This is a genomic window from Sedimentimonas flavescens (assembly GCF_019264375.1).
GTDB lineage: Bacteria > Pseudomonadota > Alphaproteobacteria > Rhodobacterales > Rhodobacteraceae > Rhodobacter > Rhodobacter flavescens.
Genome location: NZ_JAHVAI010000003.1, coordinates 47,264 through 67,469 on the forward strand (window position 1 = coordinate 47,264; position 20,206 = coordinate 67,469).

Genomic DNA, 20,206 nt, shown 5'->3' on the forward strand with positions numbered 1-20,206 from the left:
GCGTCTGCGCGCGGCCCGATCGGCCGGACCCGGTTCGGCGAAGGAGTGATTCAGCGGGGCAACAAGAATCCGCGGGTCAAATGTCCAGTTAGCGACACGGAGTTGAAAAATGACATATCTCAAGACACTCTCGTTCGTCAGTGCCATGGCGCTTGCGACCACTGCCGCCGCCGAGGAGCGGTTCATCACCATCGGCACCGGCGGCCAGACCGGCGTGTATTTCGTGGTCGGACAGTCGATCTGCCGGCTGGTGAACCGCGACACGCCGACGACCAACCTCAAGTGCACCGCGCCCTCGACCGGCGGCTCGATCGCCAATATCAACGCCATCGCGGCGGGTGATATGGACATGGGCGTTGCGCAATCCGACTGGCAGTATCACGCCTTCAACGGCAGCTCGGAGTTCGAGGGCAAGACGGTGGACAAGCTGCGCGCCGTCTTCTCGGTGCATGGTGAGCCCTTCACCGTCGTCGCCCGGAAGGACTCGAATATCGCGAGCTTCGAAGACCTCAAGGGCAAGCGCGTCAATGTCGGCAATCCCGGCTCGGGTCAGCGGGCGACCATGGAGGTCGTGCTGAACGCAATGGGCTGGACCGATGGCGATTTCGCGCTGGCATCCGAGCTGAAGCCCGCCGAGCAGGCCGCAGCCCTGGGTGACAACAAGGTCGACGCGATCATCTACACCGTGGGCCACCCGAACGGCTCGATCCAGGAGGCGACCTCGACAGTCGAGGCAAATCTGGTTCCGGTAACCGGCGAGGCGATCGACAAGCTTGTGGCCGAAAATGCCTATTACGCCAAGGCGATGATCCCCGGCGGGATGTATGCCGGCACGCCCGATGACGTCGAGACCTTCGGCGTGAAGGCCACCTTCGTCACCTCGGCCGATGTGCCCGATGATGTGGTCTATGCCGTGGTCAAGGCAGTGTTCGACAATTTCGACCGCTTCAAGGGCCTGCACCCCGCCTTTGCCAATCTCAAGGAAGAAGAGATGATCAAGGACGGTCTGTCCGCCCCGCTGCATCCGGGCGCGATCAAGTACTACACCGAGCGCGGCTGGATGTAAGCTGCTCGGGCCGCCCTGCTTACGGTGGGGCGGCCCTTTCAGGCGCAGCGCGCGGATGGTGCGCGCGTCGAGCACTCGGCAATGACCTGGCAAGGGCGCGCCGTAGGGACTGGGGGACTTCATGGCACAGAACGATCATCACGAAGCGGGTGGAATGCGCGCAGATCAGCCCGGGGTCGGGACGTTGAGTCAGGAAGAACTCGACGAACTCGTGGCGTCCTCGGATACCGGCGCGCGCGGATCGACCGGTCCGGTCGGCGCTTTCCTGATGATCGTCGCGCTGGCCTGGTCGCTGTTCCAGCTGTGGATCGCCTCGCCGATCCCGTTCATGGTGGGCTTTGGCGTGTTCAACGACACCGAGGCGCGCTCGATCCACCTTGGCTTTGCGATCTTCCTTGCCTTCGCGGCCTTCCCCGCAGCTCAAACGCGCGTTCAGGTCGTTTTGGGCGTGGCGGTGCCGCTGATCCTGGGGCTGCTGTTCTTCATCTCGGCGAAAGAAGGAACTTCGGTCTGGTGGATTCCGCTGATCTCCATCGCGGTGGTCGCAGCGATCCTGATGGGTTCCCCTAAAAATCATGTCCCGCCATGGGACTGGGCGTTGGCCATCGTGGGCGCGGCCACCGCGCTTTACCTGTATCTTTACTACCGCGACATCTCCTCGCGCGTGGGCGCGCCGATCATGCAGGATTTCGTGGTTTCGGTGGTCGGTATCATCATCCTGCTCGAGGCGACACGCCGCGCGCTTGGCCCCGCGCTGATGATCGTCGCTGCGGTCTTCCTGGCCTACACGGTGCTCGGCCCTCATATGCCCGCCATCATCGCGCACAAGGGCAACAACCTGTCCGAGATCGTGAACCACCAGTGGATCACCACCGAGGGCGTGTTCGGCATCGCGCTTGGGGTTTCGACCTCGTTCGTGTTCCTCTTCGTGCTGTTTGGCTCACTTCTCGATAAGGCCGGGGCGGGGAACTACTTCATTCAGGTCGCATTTTCACTAATGGGGCACATGCGCGGCGGGCCTGCCAAGGCGGCGGTTGTATCGTCGGCCATGACGGGGCTGATCTCGGGCTCGTCCATCGCGAATGTGGTCACCACCGGCACCTTCACTATTCCACTGATGAAGAAGGTGGGCTTCTCGGCCGAGAAGGCGGGCGCGGTCGAGGTGGCCTCGTCGGTCAATGGCCAGATCATGCCGCCAGTGATGGGTGCTGCGGCATTCCTGATGGTCGAGTATGTGGGCATTCCCTATTTCGATGTGGTGCGCCACGCGTTCCTGCCTGCGGTGATCTCTTACATCGCGCTGGTCTATATCGTGCATCTTGAGGCGATGAAGGCCGGCATGGAGGGCCTGCCGCGCGCCTATACGCCCAAGCCCATCGTGCAGCGTCTGATCGGCATCGCCTTTACGATCGCCGCGATCTGCGCGCTGTCGCTGGCTGTTTATTACGGGATGGGCTGGATCCGCCCGGCCTTCCCACAGGCGGCGGGCTATATCATCTTCGGCTTCCTGACGGCGGTTTATGTGGCGCTGCTCTGGGTTGCCTCGCGTGAGGCTCCGCTGCGTCTGGACGACCCGAACGCGCCGGTGAGCAAGCTGCCGTTGCCGGGGCCGACCGTGCGCGCGGGGCTGCACTATATCCTGCCGGTTGTCGTGCTGGTCTGGGCGCTGATGGTGGATCGCCTGTCGCCCGGCCTTTCGGCCTTCTGGGCCACGGCCTATATGGTCTTCATCCTGATCACGCAGCGACCGCTGATGGCGATCCTGCGGGGGGAAGGTGCCTTGGGGGCGGCCATCTCGGGCGGGTTCACTGACCTGATCGACGGCCTTGTGACCGGTGCCCGCAACATGATCGGCATCGGTATCGCGACCGCGACCGCAGGCATCATCGTGGGCGCCGTCAGTCAGACCGGCGTTGGTTCGGCGCTGGCCGATGTGGTCGAGGTGCTCTCGGGCGGCAAGGTGCTGGCGATGCTGGTGCTGACAGCCGTCCTGTCGCTGATCCTTGGCATGGGCCTGCCGACCACCGCAAATTACATCGTCGTATCGGCGCTGCTTGCGCCAGTGATCGTGACGCTCGGGCAGCAGAACGGCCTGATCGTGCCGCTGATCGCGGTGCACCTGTTCGTCTTCTACTTCGGCATCATGGCCGATGTGACCCCTCCGGTGGGGCTTGCCAGCTTTGCCGCCGCCGCAGTGTCGGGCGGCGATCCGATCAAGACCGGGGTCGTGGCTTTCTTTTACTCGCTGCGCACCGCCGCGCTGCCGTTCCTGTTCATTTTCAACACCGAGCTTCTGCTGATCGACGTGACGATGGCGCAGGGGGTCTTTGTCTTCGTGATTGCGACAATAGCGATGCTGCTGTTTGCCGCGGCGACACAGGGCTGGTTCCTGGCGCGCAACCGCATCCATGAGACGGTGCTGCTGCTTCTGATCGCCTTCACGCTGTTCCGCCCGGGTTTCTGGATGGACATGATCTTCCCGCCCTATACCGAGGCCGCCCCGGCCGAAATAAGCTTCGCTGCCGCCTCAACGCCGAAAGGCGAGGATCTGCGCGTCCGGGTGGCGGGGGTCAACGATCTTGGCGACCCGATTGAATTCGTGGCCCTTGTTCCGATGGGCGACGAAGCCACAGGAGAGGATCGTCTGGCCGCGGCCGGGATCGCGCTGCGGCAGGACGGTGAGCGGATGATCATCGACGATGTCGCCTACGGTTCGGCCGCGCAACGGGCGGGTCTGGATTGGGACCAGGAGGTGTTGCGCGTGCTGCAACCCGTCTCGGTGCCGTCCAAGTACTGGATGTTCCTGCCCGCGCTGTTGCTGCTGGCATTGGTCGTGATGATGCAACGCGGGCGCGGGTCAAAGCCGCGCACGGCAAAAGCCTGAGGAGGGCGCCATGTACAAGACCATCCTCCTGACGATCGACCTTGAGCACGAAGCCTCGTGGAAACAGGCGCTGCCGGTGGCGATCGACTTCGCCAAGGCGCCCGGGGCGACGCTGCATATCCTCGCGGTGGTGCCGAATTATGGCTCGGCGCTGGTCGCGAGCGAGTTCCCGTCAAGCTATCTTGAGAAGACATTGGCCAAGGCCAAGGCCAAGCTTGCGGCCATGGTGGCCGAGCATGTTCCGGCGCAGGTGAAGGCAATCAGCCATGTCGGGGCAGGGCGGGTGCATGAGGTGATCCTGGAGTATATCGACAGCTCGGGCGCCGATCTGGTCGTGATGGCCAGCCATGCACCGGATCGCGTACGCGAGTTCCTGGTCGGGTCCAACGCCGACCGGGTGGTGCGCCGCTCGCCTGTTTCCATTCACGTTGTGCGGTGCTAGGCAGTGCGGCGGTCCCGTCAAGGGGGGCTGAACAAGTGAGAGCAGGAACCGAGATGACTCCCTTCGCGATTGCCGGTGTGCAGATGTACGTCAACGCATTGCATCCCAACACAGATGGCATGCTGCACCGGCTCGACATTCTGATGGCGCGGTTCCCGTGGACGCAGATGGTGCTGTTCTCCGAACTTGCCCCCTTCGGGCCGCTGCCGAAATTCGCGCAGCCTTTCCATAACGACAGTCTGCGCCAGTTCCAGGAGGCCGCGCGCAAGCACAATATCTGGCTGATCCCCGGCTCGATGTTCGAACGTGCCGAGGATGGGAAGATCTACAACACCTCGGCGGTGATCAACCCGGCGGGCGAGATCGTGGCCAGCTACCGCAAGATGTTTCCGTTCCGGCCCTATGAGACCGAGGTCGAGGCCGGGACCGAGTTTTGCGTCTTCGACGTGCCGGGGGTGGGGCGGTTCGGCCTGTCGATCTGCTATGACATCTGGTTCCCGGAAACCACGCGCCAGCTGACCGCGCAGGGCGTTGAGGTGCTGCTGCATCCGGTTCTGACGGGTACGGCCGACCGCGACGCCGAACTGGCCATCGCGCGGGCTACCGCCGCGCAGTTCCAATGCTACGTTTTCGACGTGAACGGGCTTGGCGCGGGTGGCAACGGGCGATCCTGCGTGGTCGATCCTTCGGCCACGGTGCTGCACCAGTCCGCCGGGCAAGAGGACATGTTCCCGATCGAGATCGACCTCGATCTTGTACGGCGTCAGCGTGAGACCGGCATCAAGGGGCTTGGGCAGGTGCTGAAGAGCTTCCGCGACCGCTCGGTCGATTTCCCGGTCTATGACCGCACGAGCGGGACCGACGCCTATCTGAACAGCCTTGGCGCGCTTGAGATGCCGCGCCAGGGATCGCGCTCGGGGATGAATTTGCGGGATACTTCGGTGACGGGGGAGCAGCATCTGACGATGGGCCCGCCGTTCCGTGACGATGACGGTACGCCGCCGCTGGCGGGCACGATTTCAACGGGCTGACTTGACCGAACGATAAGCTTGATGCGCGCATCGTTGGTTGGTCGGCCTCAGGGAGGAACGGACCGATGCAATCGATGAGCGACTACTACTCTGCCGTGCAGCTGCGCGCAGACCGTTGGAGCGCCCTGCGAGAAAAACTCGTTCATCTGGAGCGAGAGCCGCAGGGGAGGCGCGCCAAGGCTGCCCATGCCGAGGCGCAGAAGCTGTTCGGGTCGCTGGCGATCGTTGAGCGATACTGGGCCTTTCCCGGCATGGCGGCATTCGAACACATCCGCCGCCAGTTCGAGGCAGGACATCTTTCCGAAGCCACCTATTCGGTTACTCGGGTCAACCGCGCCCTGACCACCGGGGCGTATCGGCGCCGCAAGATCCCGCTGGAGCAAGGAATTCTTGACGAGGATCAGGAAGAGGATGCCCTGCTGCCGCCGGATGCGCGGGCGCTTACAAAGCCCTATTTCGAGGTGATGATCGTCGATGATGTGAACGAGCATCAGGAGCGCTGGCTGAAATCCAACATGCTCTCGATGCGCCGCAGCGAGGACGCCTTCACCTATGAGCCGGTCGTCGTCTCCAGCCTTCAGGATGCGCTGATCGGCGTTCTGTTCAATCACAACATCCAGGCAATCATCGTGCGTCCGGGGCTGCGGCTCGAGTCAGAGGTCGAGCTGGCGATCCTGACGCGCTATCTCAACCGTGCGGGCGGGGCCGAGGAGATCGAGGATATCCCACCCGAGGACTATGGCCCCGAACTGTGCCGCCTGATCGCGAAGGTGCGCCCCGAGCTTGACGCCTATCTCGTCACCGATCGCTCGGTCGAGGATATCGCGGGACTTGATCTGGGGATCTGCCGGCGGGTCTTCTACAATCAGGAAGACTTCATGGAGTTGCACCTGAACATCCTGCGCGGCGTTCAGGCGCGGTTCAAGACGCCGTTCTTCACCGCGCTCAAGGAATATTCCAAGCAACCGACCGGTGTATTCCATGCCATGCCGATCAGTCGCGGCAAGTCGATCACGCGCAGCCACTGGATTCAGGACATGGGCGCGTTCTACGGCCCGAACATCTTCCTGGCGGAGACCTCGGCGACCTCGGGCGGGCTTGACAGCCTGCTTGAGCCGCACGGGCCGATCAAGGAGGCGCAGGAGCTTGCTGCACGCGCCTTTGGCGCCAAGCAGACCTTCTTTGCGACGAATGGCACCTCGACTTGCAACAAGATCGTGGTGCAGGCGCTGGTGCGACCGGGCGACATCGTTCTGGTGGACCGCGACTGCCACAAGTCGCATCACTACGGCATGGTGCTGGCCGGCGCGAATGTGCGCTACCTCGACAGCTATCCGCTCAATGAATACTCGATGTATGGCGCGGTGCCGCTGAAAGAGATCAAGCATCACCTGCTCAAGCTGAAGGCCGCGGGCAAGCTCGACCGGGTGCGGATGCTCTTGCTGACGAACTGCACCTTCGACGGGATCGTCTATAACGTCGAGCGGGTGATGGAGGAATGCCTTGCCATCAAGCCCGACCTGATCTTCCTGTGGGACGAAGCCTGGTTTGCTTTCGCGCGCTTTGGTCCCACCTATCGGCCGCGCACCGGGATGAATGCCGCGAACAACCTGCGAGAGCGGCTACGCTCGCCCGAGCACGCCAAGGCCCATGCCAAGCAGGTGGAAAAGCTGCAGGATGCAGATGAGGCGACGCTGATCAAGACCCGCCTGATCCCGCCGCCGAATGCGCGGGTGCGCGTTTACACGACCCAATCGACGCATAAGACGCTGACCTCGTTGCGGCAGGGGTCGATGATTCATGTCAACGATCAGGACTTCAAGGGCGAGGTCGAGGCTTCGTTCCAGGAAGCCTATATGACCCATACCTCGACCAGCCCGAATTACCAGATCATCGCCTCGCTCGATGTCGGGCGGCGGCAGGTCGAACTGGAGGGTTTCGAATTCGTCCAGCGTCAGGTCGAGGCGGCCATGGCGATGCGCCGCGCGATCTCGACCCATCCGCTGTTGCAGAAGTATTTCAAGGTGCTGACCGCGGGCGACATGATCCCCGAGGAGCATCGCGAAAGCGGGGTCGAGAGTTACTACGACCCCGAGCAGGGCTGGACCGATATCTGGAACTGCTGGGAAAAGGACGAATTCGTTCTGGACGCAACGCGCGTGACGCTGGCCGTGGGCGGTACGGGCTGGGATGGCGATACGTTCAAGACCCAGGTGCTGATGGACAAATACGGCATCCAGATCAACAAGACCTCGCGCAATACCGTTTTGTTCATGACGAATATCGGTACCACGCGGTCCTCGGTCGCCTATCTGATCGAGGTGCTGGTCGAGATCGCAAAGGAGCTGGACGACCGGCTTGACGATGCCTCGAAGATGGAGCGACTGGCCTTCGAGCGGCGCGTGAAGAACCTGATGCAGGACCTGCCGCCTCTGCCCGATTTCTCGCATTTCCATGAGGCGTTCTGCGCCGATCCCGACACCGGCGAAGGGGACATCCGCACGCCCTTCTTCCTGGCCTATGATGAGAACAACTGCGACTACCTCGACTTGCAGGGCGGGATCGAAGCCGAGATGGACAAGGGGCGCGAGGTCGTCTCGGCCTCGTTCATCATTCCCTATCCGCCCGGCTTCCCGATCTTGGTGCCCGGGCAGGTCGTCAGCCGAGAAATCCTGGCCTTCATGCGGGCCTTGGACGTCAACGAGATCCACGGCTACCGCGCCGATCTGGGCCTGAGGGTCTTTACCGACGAGGCACTTGCCAAACAGCTTGAAACACTCGCCACCGCGGCGGAATGAAGGGGGAAGTCACGTGAGCAAGACAGATCTGAAGAACATTTCCGAAATCCGCCGCTTCTTCCACAGGAACGAAGAGCCGATCTATTTCATCTCGGCGACCAACTTCAACCTGCTGGGCATCGACGAGTGGTGCAAGAATTTCAAGTATATCTGCTACATTGACTGCTATGACGGGCGCCATCCGAACGTGTTCTGCCCCTCCGAGCAGCCCCATGCCGAGTTCCAATCGATCGAAGAGATCAATAACTACCTGCTCCAGCACAAGGAGGTCATCGACCTTGTGAAGCGGCGCGGCGGCAAGCCCAAGTTCGTCTTCCTGATGTTCGACGAAGAGACCGAGCGGCTGGCCAAGGAACTGGGCGCCGAGGTCTGGTTCCCCAAGGCCAAGCTGCGCACCAAGATGGACAACAAGATCGAGACGGTGCGCGTCGGTAACAAGGCGGGGGTGCCCTCGGTGCCCAACACGCTGGCCGAGGTCAAATCCTGGGACGACCTGATGAAGACCTGCGACAAGGCGGGGCTCGGCCATGATCTTGTGCTGCAATCGGCCTATGGTGATAGCGGCCACACGACGTTTTTCATCAAATCCGAGGCCGATTTCCGCCGTCATGAGCATGAAATTGTCGGCGAGGGCGAGATCAAGATCATGAAGCGCATCGATTGTCGCGGGTCGGCGATTGAGGGTTGCGCGACCAGCAAGGGCACCATCGTCGGTCCGCTGATGACCGAACTGGTTGGCTTCAAGGAACTGACGCCCTATCGCGGCGGTTGGTGCGGCAACGAGATCTTCTCGACCGCCTTTCCGCCCAAGGTGCGTCAGAAGGCCCGCGATCTGACCTTCAAATTCGGCGAGCAACTGCGCAAGGAGGGCTATCGGGGCTATTTCGAACTCGATTTCCTGATCGACAAGAAATCCGGAGATATCTGGCTGGGTGAGTTGAACCCGCGCATCACCGGCGCCTCATCCATGACGAACCACGCGGCTTTCGCCCATGCCGATGCGCCGCTCTTCCTGTTCCACCTGCTCGAGTTCTCGAAAGCGAAGTTCAAGCTGGATGTGGATGAGCTGAACGCCCGTTGGGCCGATCCCGACATGATCGACAGCTGGAGTCAGATGGTCATCAAGCATACCGAGGACAATGTCGATATCGTCACCGCCGCTCCGCAATCCGGGATCTACCGGATGCTGGAAGACGGGCGCGTGGTCTTCGACCGCTTCGATTATCACCGCCGCGCGGTCGAATCCGAGAACGAGGCCTTCTTCCTGCGCATCCTCAAGCCGGGCGACTACCGCTATGAGGGCGCCGATCTGGGCATTCTGGTGACGCGCGGGCGCTCGATGACGAACGGCTTCCAGCTGAACGAACGCGCGAAGAAGTGGATCCACGGCATCAAGTCGGCCTTCGCCGCGCAGCCCCTGCCGATGGCCGAGGCCGGCCCGGCGCTGGCAGATCCGGCGTTCAAGATCCTCTGATGGAGCTTTGGTGGCGCGCCATAAGAGAGGCGGAGCCTGGCCCGAAATGGGCCGGGCTTTTCGCTGAGCTTTGGCCCGCCTACAAGGCTTGGTGGTTGCGAGAGGGCGAGGATGCGCGGCCGACCTACCTTGAATGCCTGCGTGCGCTTGAGCGGCACATGCCCGAGATCGTGCCGATCTACGAGCAGCTCTGCGCCCTTGCGGGGGGCGGTGATCTGGCGGCGCGGTTTCTCAGCTTCTATCGCCCGCCACCCTATCTATCGGGATGCAGTCAGGCGATCTGGCCGGGCAAGGAGCCCGTGCTGGTGCGCAACTATGATTATGACCCGCGCGCGTTCGAACGCATCGTGCTGCACTCGGGTTGGCAGGGCCGCAGGGTCATGGGCACCTCCGACGGGCTTTGGGGGCTAGTCGATGGCATGAATGATGCGGGGCTCGCGGTGTCGCTGACCTTCGGCGGGCGGCGCGTGGTGGGCGACGGCTTTGGCGTGCCGATCATCCTGCGCTATGTGCTGCAAACCTGCACAACCGCCGAAGAGGCAGGGCAGGCGCTGGCGCGCATCCCCTCGCACATGAGCTACAACGTCACCGTGCTGGATCGGCGCCGCAACTACCTGACGGCGTTCCTGTCGCCAGACCGGCCCGCGATCATGACCCATGCGGCGGTCGCGACGAACCATCAGGAGCGCGTCGAGTGGGATGCCCACGCCCGTATGACCGCCTCGGTCGAGCGCGAGCGCTTCCTGCTGCAACGCCTGACGCTGCATGTTGAGCCCGAGGAGAAGTTCATCTCGGCCTTCCTGCGCCCGCCGCTTTACTCGACGGCGTATGATCGGGGCTTCGGCACGCTTTACACGGCGGTTTACCGCCCGCGCAAAGGCGAGATGGAACTGCGTTGGCCGCGCGGGCGCTGGCCGCTCGATCTGAACGATTTTCACGAAGCCTCGCATCTGATCATGACCCCCGACCCAAGGGCGGTCTCGGAAAGGGAGCAATGACCGAAGACACCGAACTGCTGGAGCGTCCCGAGCCCACGCCCGAGGATGGTGACCCCACCACGCCAACCCTGCGAGAGCGGGTCAAAGCCGCGGTGGACGCACGCGACGCCGAGCAACTGAATGCCCTGCTGGAGCCTTTGCCGCTTTCGGCGGCGCTACGCCAGTTGTTGACGCTTTCGGCCGATGACCGCGACACGGTGCTGGAGCTTGTGCCGACCGAACTGGCCGCAGCGCTGGTAGAAGAGGCGCCCCATGCCGCCGCGACCGAACTGGTCGAACGCCTCGAATGGGACCGCGCCGCCGAAATCATCGACGTGCTCGACAGCGACCTTCAGGCCGACCTTATCGGCGATCTCGACAGTGAGGACGCCGAGGCGATCCTGGCCGAGCTTGAACCCGAGGACGCGGCCGATGTGCGCCGTCTGGTCGCCTATGAGGACGATACCGCAGGCGGGTTGATGGTGGCTGAGGCCTTCAAGTTCCCGGTCACCGCGACGGTGGGCGCGGTGCTGCGCAGTTTCGTCGATGAGGATCAGGACTTTGAGCGCTATCGCGGTCAGCATCCCTATGTGATCGACGCCGAGGGGCGCCCTGTGGGCGTTGTCTCGCTGCGCGGGCTTTTGGTGGCGAAACGCTCGGAAAAGCTCAGCGCGATCATGATTGAGCCGATCGTCGTGACGGTCGATACGATGCTGGATGAATTGCAGGATCTGTTCGACCGCCATGGCTTCCTTGGCCTGCCGGTGGTCGAAGCGGACGGGCGTCTGGTCGGCGTTGTGTCCCGGGCGGCGATCAATGCCGCCGCGTTGGAGCGCGCCGAGAGCGAGGCGCTGAAGTTGCAGGGCGTCGGGGATGAATTGCGCTCGATGCCGCTCTGGCTGCGTTCGCGTCGGCGGTTGATGTGGCTGTCGGCCAATATCGTGCTGAACGTGATCGCGGCCTCGGTGATCTCGGCCTATGAGGAGACCTTGGCCGCTGTCATTGCCATCGCGGTCTTCCTACCGATGGTGTCGGACATGTCGGGCTGTTCGGGCAATCAGGCGGTGGGCGTGACGATGCGGGAGCTTTCGCTGGGGTTGGTGCAACCCAAGGATGCGATGCGCGTCTGGCTCAAGGAGCTGTCTGTCGGCGCGATCAACGGGCTGGCCCTTGGCGTGCTGATCGCGCTTGTGGCCTGGCTCTGGAAGGGCAACGTCTGGCTTGGCGCGGTGATCGGGGCGGCGCTCGCGCTCAATACCATGCTGGCGGTGTCCATCGGGGGCGTCGTGCCGCTGGTCCTCAAGCGGTTGGGGCAAGATCCGGCGGTTGCCTCCGGGCCGCTCCTGACCACGATCACCGATATGGCGGGTTTCTTCCTTGTGCTTAGCCTCGCCAGCCTGCTGATGCCCTATCTGATCTGAGAGCCTACTGCGCCATGTAGCCGCCAAAGCGGGCGATCCGCTCCTCGAAGCGCGCGACCCGGTCGGCCGCGCCGTCGCTGCGCGCGGCCATCGCGGCCAGGATCAACTCGACCGTCAGGAAGGCGCTGTTGAGCGAGGGCATGAGCTGCGGCCCCGACATCGGCAGGCAGATCACCTTCCACGCGCCAAGCGCTATGGGCGAGGTCTGCGCATCGGTCAGCGCCAGAACCCGCGCGCCGCACTCGCGGGCGATTTGGCAGGCGCGCACGACCTCGGCGGAATAATGCGCGTAGGTAATCGCGACGACGACATCCTCGGGGGTGCTTTGCGACACCTGGTCAAGGATTGCGCCCGGTGCGGCGGGGGCGGGGACGAAATTATCGAAAGTCAACCCGCCGACATAGGACAGGTAATGCGCGATCGAGTAGCAGCTGCGCACACCCACGGAATAGACGTGGCGCGCTTCCAGTAGCGGCGCAATACAGTCATTCGCGGTTTCCAGCAGCGTGGGCGATGAGAGCCGCTGGAGGTTGTCGCCGCTTGCGGAGAGCACCTGCGTGAAAATGTCTGCATCGGGAAGGTTGCGCAGCGCCCGCGCGCGGCCGCCATAGGTGGCGCCCCCGCGCTGAAGCAGACGCTGAACATCGGCGCGCAAGGCGTCGTAGCCTTCGTAGCCCAACTCGCGCGACGTGCGGGTGACAAGGTTCGCATCGACCCCGGCCTTCTGCGCCAGCCCGCGAATCGAGTTGAAGGCAATATCGTTCCAGTGCTCAAGCAGCCACAGTGCGAAGGCGCCAAGTTTGGGCGGCGCGGTTTGCGCCAGATCACGCAGCGCAGACTGGAGTTTTTCTTCGGACATCATGGGCTTGCGGCTTTCTTGGCGGTGGCTCTGGCACATATCAAAGACCAGTTTTGCGAAAAATGCAAACGCATCTTTACGCATCAATAAATAAAGCATATGAATTACTGGCGGATGGGATAGTCCCAGTCGAAAGCCGGTCTGCCCCGGAATTGCATAAGGATCTGCGCATGTCCGATCATATCTTTGGCCGCTCCACCAAGGGCACTCTGCCGGTCGCTGTGGCGGGCGATGGCTGCTATCTGATCGACGCCAGCGGCAAGCGGTATCTTGATGGATCGGGCGGGGCGGCGGTGTCCTGTCTTGGGCATTCCAATGCGGCCGTGCGCGCGGCGCTGCATGACCAGCTTGACCGGATGGCTTTCGCGCATACCGGCTTCTTCACCTCGCAACCGGCCGAGCAGCTTGCCGATACGCTGATCGCGAATGCCCCCGAAGGGATCGAGCGCGTCTATCTTGTCTCGGGCGGGTCCGAGGCGGTCGAGGCGGCACTCAAGCTGGCGCGACAGTATTTCCTGGAGATCGGCCAGCCGCAGCGGCACCGGGTGATCGCCCGGCGCCAAAGCTACCATGGCAACACGCTCGGGGCGCTGGCGACCGGCGGTAACGAATGGCGCCGCGCGCAATTCGCGCCGATGCTGATCGAGACCAGCCATATCTCGGCCTGCTACGAATACCGGGGCAGGGCGGAAGGTGAGAGCGTCGAGGCCTACGGGCTGCGCGCCGCGGATGAGCTGGAGGCCGAGATCCAGCGCCTCGGGCCTGAAAGCGTGATGGCCTTCGTGGCCGAGCCGGTCGTGGGCGCGACGGCGGGCGCTGTGCCTGCGGTCAAGGGTTACCTCAAGCGCATCCGCGAGATCTGTGATCGCCACGGCGTGCTCTTGATCCTTGATGAGGTGATGTGCGGCATGGGCCGCACGGGTTACCTGTTCGCCTGTCAGGAAGACGGCGTCGCGCCCGACATGATCACCATCGCCAAGGGGCTGGGGGCGGGCTATCAGCCCATCGGCGCGCTGCTGGTGCAGGGCCGGATCTACAATGCCATCGCCGCCGGATCGGGCTTTTTCCAGCACGGTCATACTTACATGGGCCATGCGATGGCGGCGACGGCGGCGAATGCCGTGCTGGCCGAGATCTTGGGCAAGGATCTGCTGGCCCGGGTGCGCACGCAGGGCGAAAAGCTGCAAGCCGCGCTGCTCGATGCCTTCGGCGATCATCCCCATGTCGGCGATATTCGCGGGCGCGGCCTGTTTCGCGGCGTCGAACTGGTGGCAGACCGCGCGACCAAGGCGCCCTTCGATCCGGCACGCAAGCTGAACGCCCGGATCAAGGCCGAGGCCTTCAAGGCGGGCCTGATCTGCTACCCGATGGGCGGCACGATCGACGGGCAATCGGGCGATCACGTCCTGCTCGCGCCGCCCTTCATCATCGAGGACGCGCAGATCGACGAGCTTGTCGGCAAGCTCTCGGGTGCCATCGACCGGGCGCTTTCGGCATGAGGCCGCTTCCCCGCATCATGGTCGCCCCGAACGGCGCGCGGCTGACCAAGGCCGATCACCCCGGCGTTCCCGTGACCATCCCCGAGATCGTGGATTGCGCGGTTGCCTGCCATAGGGCCGGGGCTGACGGCATCCACGCTCATGTGCGCGATGCAGATGGCGCGCATGTTCTCGATGCCGGGCTCTATCGTGAATTGCTGGCCGAGTTGGATCTGGTGCTGCCGGGTTTCTATACGCAGATCACGACCGAGGCGGTCGGGCGCTACTCTGCGGCCGAACAGCGGGCATTGGTTCATGCAGTGCGCCCTGCGGCCGTGTCCGTGGCGCTGCGCGAGATCACATTGGACGCTGAGCCGGCCGAGACCGCCCGCTTCTTCGGCTTTTGCCACGAAGCCGGGATCGAGGTGCAGCATATCCTCTACGATGTCGCGGATATCGAGCACCTTGCGCGCCTCGTCGGTCAGGGCGATGTGCCGCGCGCGGGCCTTCGGGCGTTGATCGTGCTGGGGCGATACAGCGCGGGGCAGAAATCCGCTCCCTCCGACCTCGATGCGCCCGCCGGGGCGCTGCAGGGGCTGCTGCCGGATACAGATTGGGCCGTCTGCGCATTTGGCGCGCAGGAAACGGCGTGCCTGATTGCGGCGGCCAAGATGGGCGGAAAGGCTCGGATCGGGTTCGAGAACAATCGTCTCAATACCGATCTGTCCGTCGCCGCAACGAATGCCGAGCGCGTGGCCGAGCTTGCCGCTGCCCTCGAAGCTTCGGGGCAAAGCTAGGCAGGCTGCACGCCTATCGGCGCCAGCCCTCACGAGGCAGCAGGTTCCAGCGATCCGCCGATTTGCGCTGCCCACCCCACAGGTCGGCATCGGCGCCGAGCGTGTCGTAAAGGAAGGCCATCATCGCCCGCACCCGCGCCGTGTTGCGCAGATCGGGATGGGTCAGGACCCAAAGCTGCATGTCGAGATGTGCGAGCGGGTCCGACACGCGCGCAAGCCGGGGATCGGCATCGCCGACATAGCAAGGCAGGAAGGCGATCCCCAATCCCTCGGCCCCGGCGTTTTGCACCGCGCGCGAGGCCCGGCACTGAAAGACCGCGCAGTCCTCTCCCTGCTGGCGCGATTTCCACACAACCGGAACTAGCCAGGAGGCCGTGCCCTCAATCAGACAGAAGGCGTGCTCGGCCAGAGGGGTGTCCGCGCGGCGCTCCATATAGGCGGGGGAGGCGTAGAGCGCGAAGCGGAAGGCGCAGACCTTGCGCCCGAAGGTGGTCTCGGGCGGCGCCTTGGTCGCGCGGATGGCCACTTCGGCCTCGCGGCGGCTCAGGTCGGCCGCGCCGTGGCCGGGAATAACATCGACGCGGATATCGGGGTGCTCCGCCATGAAGCGCGCCATCAGCCCGGGCGCGTGGTCGCTTGCGAAAACCTCGGGGCAGGTGACGCGGATGCGCCCGCTGAGGCGAGTGTCCTGCCCGAGGATCTCGCGGCTCATGGCGTGAAACTCGCTCTCGACCCGCTCGGCATATTGCAGCGCAAGACGCCCGGCGTCGGTGGGGACGTAGCCGTTATCGAAACGGTCGAAGAACCGCACGGCGGTTTTCTCTTCGATCGCGGTAATATTGCGAAAGATCGTCGAGTGCGTCTTGCCCAAGGCCCGCGCAGCCCCCGACAGGCTTCCCGCACGGCCGATGGCAAGAATGATCGCCAGATCGCTCCAGTCCAGATCGCGGCGGCTAAGGGCGGCATCATCGGTCTGAGGCATGTTTGACCTGTCCGTTTTTGCAAGCTGACATTTCCACATTAACGAATTCTGGCGCAAAAATAAACATGCAAGACTTCTCTCATGGCCGGAACAGACCGGCGCAAACGCAACATGGGAGAAGACAGATGATCGTCCAGTTCGTGCAATTCGAAAGCGCCCTGACCGAGGAAGAAGCCATGGCCGTCGCCAAGGAGCGTGTGCCCGCCTATGCGGCGACGCCGGGCCTCGTGCAGAAATTCTACCTCAAGCTCGCCAAACCCAACCATTTCGGCGGTTTCCTGATCTGGGAGTCGGTCGAGGCCATGCAAGCCTTCGCCAAGACCGAGTTGGCCCGGACCATTCCCTCTGCCTACAAGGTGATCGGCGCCCCTGACGTGGATATCCATGAGCTGCTCTTTTCGCTGCATCAGGGTGTCGTCTATGACGCCGCGGCCGCCTGAGCGTACTTCAATCAGTGCCGGGGCCACTCGCGGTTGCTCGCGGGTGGCCCTGTGCGTCATGACGCGTTAACACTATGGCAGGATGCATTATCCGAGGCCGATGCCGCGCCGAAGGCGCCGAGTTACGGCCCCGCCTGAGTTGGAGGGCTTCCGCCATGGGATTCGTAAGAGTTCTGCTTTGGATTGTGATCGTGGTCGCGGTCGGCGTGGTTGTCATGCGATGGGCCTTCCCTCTGCCGCCGCGCGACGAGGACGCAGTATCGCGTGCCATTCCGCTCTCGGATCAGACGCCGCTCGGGGCGCAGATGTCGGCACTGGCGGCGGATCATCCGGGCATGGATGGTGTGGCGCCTCTTGGCGCGGGCGAAGCGGCATTCGCCACGCGGGTCGCGCTGGTGCGGCAGGCCCGCGAAAGCATCGATGTGCAGTATTACATTTGGCAGACCGACACGACCGGCTGGATGCTGCTGGACGAGCTGCGGCAAGCCTCCGAACGTGGCGTGCGTGTGCGCCTGCTGCTTGATGATAACGGCGTCCCCGGCCTGGATGCGGCGCTGGCCGCGCTTGATGCGCAGCCGAATGTCGAGGTGCGGCTGTTCAACCCCTTCACCTTCCGTTCGCCCAAGATACTTAATTATGTCTTTGCCTTCAGCCGGTTGAACCATCGGATGCATAACAAGTCGATGACGTTCGACGGGGCGGCGACCATCGTTGGCGGGCGCAATATCGGCGACATCTACTTTGCCTTTGGTGAAGAGACCCAGTTTATCGACCTTGACGTGCTGGCCGTGGGCCCGATCGTGGGGGAGGTGCAAGCCTCGTTCGACGCCTATTGGGCGAGCGCATCGGCCTATCCTGCCGCCGCGATCCTGCCGCCGGCGCCGGAGGGCCTTGCCGGTTTGCAGGCGCAGGGCGCGCATACGCGCGAGAGTCTGATGGGATCGAACTACGTTCAGGCGATCGAGGCCTCGCCCACGGTCCAAGGGTTGCTGTCGGAAACGCCCGATCTGGAGTGGACCACGATTCAGATGGTGGCCGACGATCCGATCAAGGCATTGGGGAACGCGCCACCCGAGGCGCTGCTGATCAACCAGCTTCCGAAGCTGCTGAATCACCCCGAGGTATCGCTCGACCTCGTCTCGGCCTATTTCATTCCCGGCAAGAAGGGCGCGGAACTGCTTGGCTCGCTTGCGCGCAAGGGTGTGAAGACGCGGGTGCTGACCAATGCGCTTGAGTCGACGGATGTCTCGCTCGTCCATAGCGCCTATATGAAATACCGCCCCGCGTTGCTTGAGGCCGGGGTGCGCGTTCTGGAACTGCGCGCCGAGCCCGATGTCGAACGGCAGAAAAGCGTCGAGCATCTGCTGCACAGCTCGGCCTCCAGCCTTCATGCAAAGACCTTCGGTATCGACGGCAAGCGTGTTTTCGTAGGGTCGTTCAACTTCGATCCGCGCTCGGCCGCGCTGAATACCGAGATGGGCTTTGTCATCGACAGCCCCCGTCTGGCGCGCGGTCTGTCCGATGAGTTGGACCAAACGCGCGCTGCCTATGAGGTCACGCAAGCGCCCGATGGCACGCTTCAATGGGCGCCGCTGGATGGTGTCGGTCCAAGCCACACGACCGAGCCGGGCGTGGGGCCGATCAAGCGCTGGCTGATGGTGGCGCTGCAATACCTGCCGCTGGAGTGGATGCTCTAGCCGCTTGCGGCACGTTTCTCATTCAGACGGGTGAGCAGAGAGGTTTTCGCATCCTCGATGTGCTGAGCGGTCAGGCGGGCCGCCAGATCGGCGTCGCCGTTTTCGCAGGCCGCAAGGATTAGCGCATGTTCGGCCACTGCTTTTTGCTGGCCGTCCGTCAGCGACAGCTGCGCGCGCAGGTAGCGGTCACTGAGGTTCAGCAGGTTCTCGATCACGCCCATGTAGTGGCGCTGCTGGCCCGCGCGGTAAAGCGCGCAGTGAAAGCGGCGGTTCTGCTCCATCCATGCGGCGGGGTCGGTGGCCTGCGCGAAGGCGTCATGCGCCGCGCGGGCCTCGGCCAGGGCGGTGGGGTCCATGTCGACTACCACGCGGCGGATCGCATCGCTTTCGACCAGCGCGCGAAGGCGGAAGATCTCTTCGATCTCCTGGATCGGCAGGTCGGTGACGAAGGCGCCCTTGTAGCGCCGTGTCTCGACTAGACCGAGTTGTTCGAGCCGTGCAATCGCCTCGCGCACCGGAATGCGGCTGACGTTGAAGGCTGCGGCGATCTCTTCCTGACGGAGCTGCGCGCCGTTCTCCAGATCACCCTTCACGATAGCATCGCGCAGCGCCGCGAAGACGATATCGGCGGCGGATCGGGTCTGCGACAGGTCGGTGCGTTCGAACTTCATGGGGCGGGTATGCCTGAAAACTCCGCTTTGGGCTACGGGGAGAATAGCATGGCCGGCCAAGATTGGATACAATATCCAAAATAAGAGATTCGTCCCTGTAAGGGCCTGCGGCGGATCGCAGAACGGAGAAAAACATGCGAAGCACCAAGGTTATCCATGTCGTCTCGTGCCATGCCGAGGGGGAGGTGGGCGATGTCATCGTCGGCGGGGTCGCGCCGCCCCCCGGTGACACGATCTGGGAGCAGCGCAAATGGATCGCCGAGGATGAGGTGCTGCGCAATTTTGTGTTGAACGAGCCGCGCGGCGGGGTGTTTCGCCATGTGAACCTGCTTGTGCCCCCCAAACACCCCGAGGCGCAGGCCGCCTGGATCATCATGGAGCCCGAGGACACCCCGCCGATGTCTGGCTCGAACTCGATCTGCGTCTCGACGGTTCTGCTCGACAGCGGCATTCTGCCCATGCAGGAGCCGGTGACCGAAATGGTGCTGGAGGCGCCCGGCGGCCTCGTGCGTGTCCGTGCCGATTGTGCGAATGGCAAGGCCGAGCGGATCTATGTCGAGAACCTGCCTTCGTTCGCGACCCGGCTGGGGGTGCCACTCGAGGTGCCGGGGCTGGGGGTGATCACCGTTGACACGGCCTTCGGAGGGGACAGCTTCGTTGTCGTCGATCCCGAGGCGCTTGGCGTCGATCTGATCGCCGAGAATGCGCGCGAAATTGCCGCGCTTGGTATTCGGATCACCAATGCCGCGAACGCGCAGTTCCGTTTCGAGCACCCGGAAAAGCCCGATTGGGCGCATCATTCCTTCTGTCTTTTCGCGGGCAAGATCGCCCGGCATGGGACGGAACTGCGTGCGCTCTCGGTCGTCGCGATCCAGCCCGGCAAGCTCGACCGCTCGCCCACCGGCACCGCCGTCTCGGCGCGCATGGCGATCTTGCACGCGCGCGGCGAGATGGGGCCGCAGGACCGCTTCACCGGCGTGTCAATCATCGGTTCGGAGTTCCACGGCCGCATTCTGGGCACCACCAGGGTGGGCACACGCGACGCGATCCGCCCCGAGATCAGCGGCCGCGCCTGGATCACCGGGACGCATCAGCACATGCTCGATCCCGGCGACCCATGGCCGGGCGGCTACCGGATCTCGGATACCTGGCCGCGGCTGTTCAAGTGAAACAAGGGCCTGCCGGAGCG

The 20,206-nt window shown here is 63.6% G+C and carries 16 protein-coding genes; 13 read left to right on the forward strand and 3 right to left on the reverse strand.

Annotation, left to right across the window (positions count from 1 at the left end):
* Positions 1-109 precede the first annotated feature (109 nt).
* The 8 genes from KTQ37_RS05495 to mgtE all read left to right on the forward strand — a co-directional run bounded on the left by KTQ37_RS05495 (position 110) and on the right by mgtE (position 12,093).
* The gene (locus tag KTQ37_RS05495) at positions 110-1,066 is read left to right on the forward strand and encodes a TAXI family TRAP transporter solute-binding subunit (protein WP_218629491.1); all 957 of its coding nucleotides are present in this window, start codon (positions 110-112) and stop codon (positions 1,064-1,066) included.
* 121 nt (positions 1,067-1,187) lie between these two features.
* A complete protein-coding gene (locus tag KTQ37_RS05500; protein WP_218629492.1) occupies positions 1,188-3,950 on the forward strand; it encodes a TRAP transporter permease in 2,763 nt (920 codons plus the stop codon).
* A 10-nt stretch (positions 3,951-3,960) separates the two neighbouring features.
* Positions 3,961-4,392, forward strand: coding sequence for a universal stress protein (locus KTQ37_RS05505; protein ID WP_218629493.1), 432 nt, complete (start codon positions 3,961-3,963; stop codon positions 4,390-4,392).
* A 53-nt stretch (positions 4,393-4,445) separates the two neighbouring features.
* The gene (locus KTQ37_RS05510; RefSeq protein ID WP_218629494.1) at positions 4,446-5,423 is read left to right on the forward strand and encodes a carbon-nitrogen hydrolase family protein; all 978 of its coding nucleotides are present in this window, start codon (positions 4,446-4,448) and stop codon (positions 5,421-5,423) included.
* Between the two features lie 65 nt (positions 5,424-5,488).
* A complete protein-coding gene (locus tag KTQ37_RS05515) occupies positions 5,489-8,221 on the forward strand; it encodes an aminotransferase class I/II-fold pyridoxal phosphate-dependent enzyme (RefSeq protein WP_218629495.1) in 2,733 nt (910 codons plus the stop codon).
* Between the two features lie 13 nt (positions 8,222-8,234).
* The gene (locus KTQ37_RS05520) at positions 8,235-9,695 is read left to right on the forward strand and encodes a biotin carboxylase (RefSeq protein ID WP_218629496.1); all 1,461 of its coding nucleotides are present in this window, start codon (positions 8,235-8,237) and stop codon (positions 9,693-9,695) included.
* Positions 9,695-10,693: a C45 family autoproteolytic acyltransferase/hydolase gene (locus KTQ37_RS05525; RefSeq protein WP_218629497.1), complete on the forward strand. Its 999-nt coding sequence runs from the start codon at positions 9,695-9,697 to the stop codon at positions 10,691-10,693. Before KTQ37_RS05520 ends, KTQ37_RS05525 begins: the two co-directional genes overlap by 1 nt.
* Positions 10,690-12,093 carry a magnesium transporter gene (gene mgtE / locus KTQ37_RS05530; protein WP_218629498.1) on the forward strand — a complete coding sequence of 468 codons (1,404 nt, stop codon included), beginning with the start codon at positions 10,690-10,692 and terminating at the stop codon, positions 12,091-12,093. The genes KTQ37_RS05525 and mgtE overlap by 4 nt, the downstream gene beginning before the upstream one ends.
* A 4-nt stretch (positions 12,094-12,097) precedes the next feature.
* Here the strand turns inward: mgtE and KTQ37_RS05535 are convergent, their stop codons facing one another.
* Entirely contained in the window at positions 12,098-12,955 is an 858-nt protein-coding gene (locus KTQ37_RS05535) for a MurR/RpiR family transcriptional regulator (RefSeq protein WP_218629499.1), read from the reverse strand.
* A 167-nt stretch (positions 12,956-13,122) separates the two neighbouring features.
* Between KTQ37_RS05535 and KTQ37_RS05540 the strand changes: the two genes are divergently transcribed.
* On the forward strand, positions 13,123-14,451 hold the full coding sequence (locus KTQ37_RS05540) for an aspartate aminotransferase family protein (RefSeq protein ID WP_218629500.1): 1,329 nt from the start codon (positions 13,123-13,125) through the stop codon (positions 14,449-14,451).
* Positions 14,448-15,227 carry a beta-keto acid cleavage family enzyme gene (locus KTQ37_RS05545; protein WP_218629501.1) on the forward strand — a complete coding sequence of 260 codons (780 nt, stop codon included), beginning with the start codon at positions 14,448-14,450 and terminating at the stop codon, positions 15,225-15,227. Before KTQ37_RS05540 ends, KTQ37_RS05545 begins: the two co-directional genes overlap by 4 nt.
* 13 nt (positions 15,228-15,240) lie before the next feature.
* On the opposite strand, the gene KTQ37_RS05550 is transcribed toward KTQ37_RS05545, so the two are convergent.
* Positions 15,241-16,209 carry a LysR family transcriptional regulator gene (locus KTQ37_RS05550; protein WP_218629502.1) on the reverse strand — a complete coding sequence of 323 codons (969 nt, stop codon included), beginning with the start codon at positions 16,207-16,209 and terminating at the stop codon, positions 15,241-15,243.
* A 125-nt stretch (positions 16,210-16,334) separates the two neighbouring features.
* On the opposite strand from KTQ37_RS05550, the gene KTQ37_RS05555 reads away from it, so the two are divergent.
* Both KTQ37_RS05555 and KTQ37_RS05560 read left to right on the forward strand, forming a co-directional pair.
* Positions 16,335-16,649 (forward strand): hypothetical protein, encoded by a 315-nt coding sequence (locus KTQ37_RS05555; protein WP_218629503.1) that lies wholly within the window; start codon positions 16,335-16,337, stop codon positions 16,647-16,649.
* A gap of 155 nt (positions 16,650-16,804) precedes the next feature.
* Positions 16,805-18,346: a phospholipase D-like domain-containing protein gene (locus KTQ37_RS05560; RefSeq protein ID WP_218629504.1), complete on the forward strand. Its 1,542-nt coding sequence runs from the start codon at positions 16,805-16,807 to the stop codon at positions 18,344-18,346.
* Here KTQ37_RS05560 and KTQ37_RS05565 read toward each other — a convergent pair.
* The gene (locus KTQ37_RS05565; protein ID WP_218629505.1) at positions 18,343-19,017 is read right to left on the reverse strand and encodes a GntR family transcriptional regulator; all 675 of its coding nucleotides are present in this window, start codon (positions 19,015-19,017) and stop codon (positions 18,343-18,345) included. The two genes, KTQ37_RS05560 and KTQ37_RS05565, sit on opposite strands and share 4 nt — an antisense overlap.
* Positions 19,018-19,151: 134 nt before the next feature.
* Between KTQ37_RS05565 and KTQ37_RS05570 the strand changes: the two genes are divergently transcribed.
* Entirely contained in the window at positions 19,152-20,186 is a 1,035-nt protein-coding gene (locus KTQ37_RS05570) for a trans-3-hydroxy-L-proline dehydratase (RefSeq protein WP_218629506.1), read from the forward strand.
* The last annotated feature ends 20 nt before the right edge of the window (positions 20,187-20,206 follow it).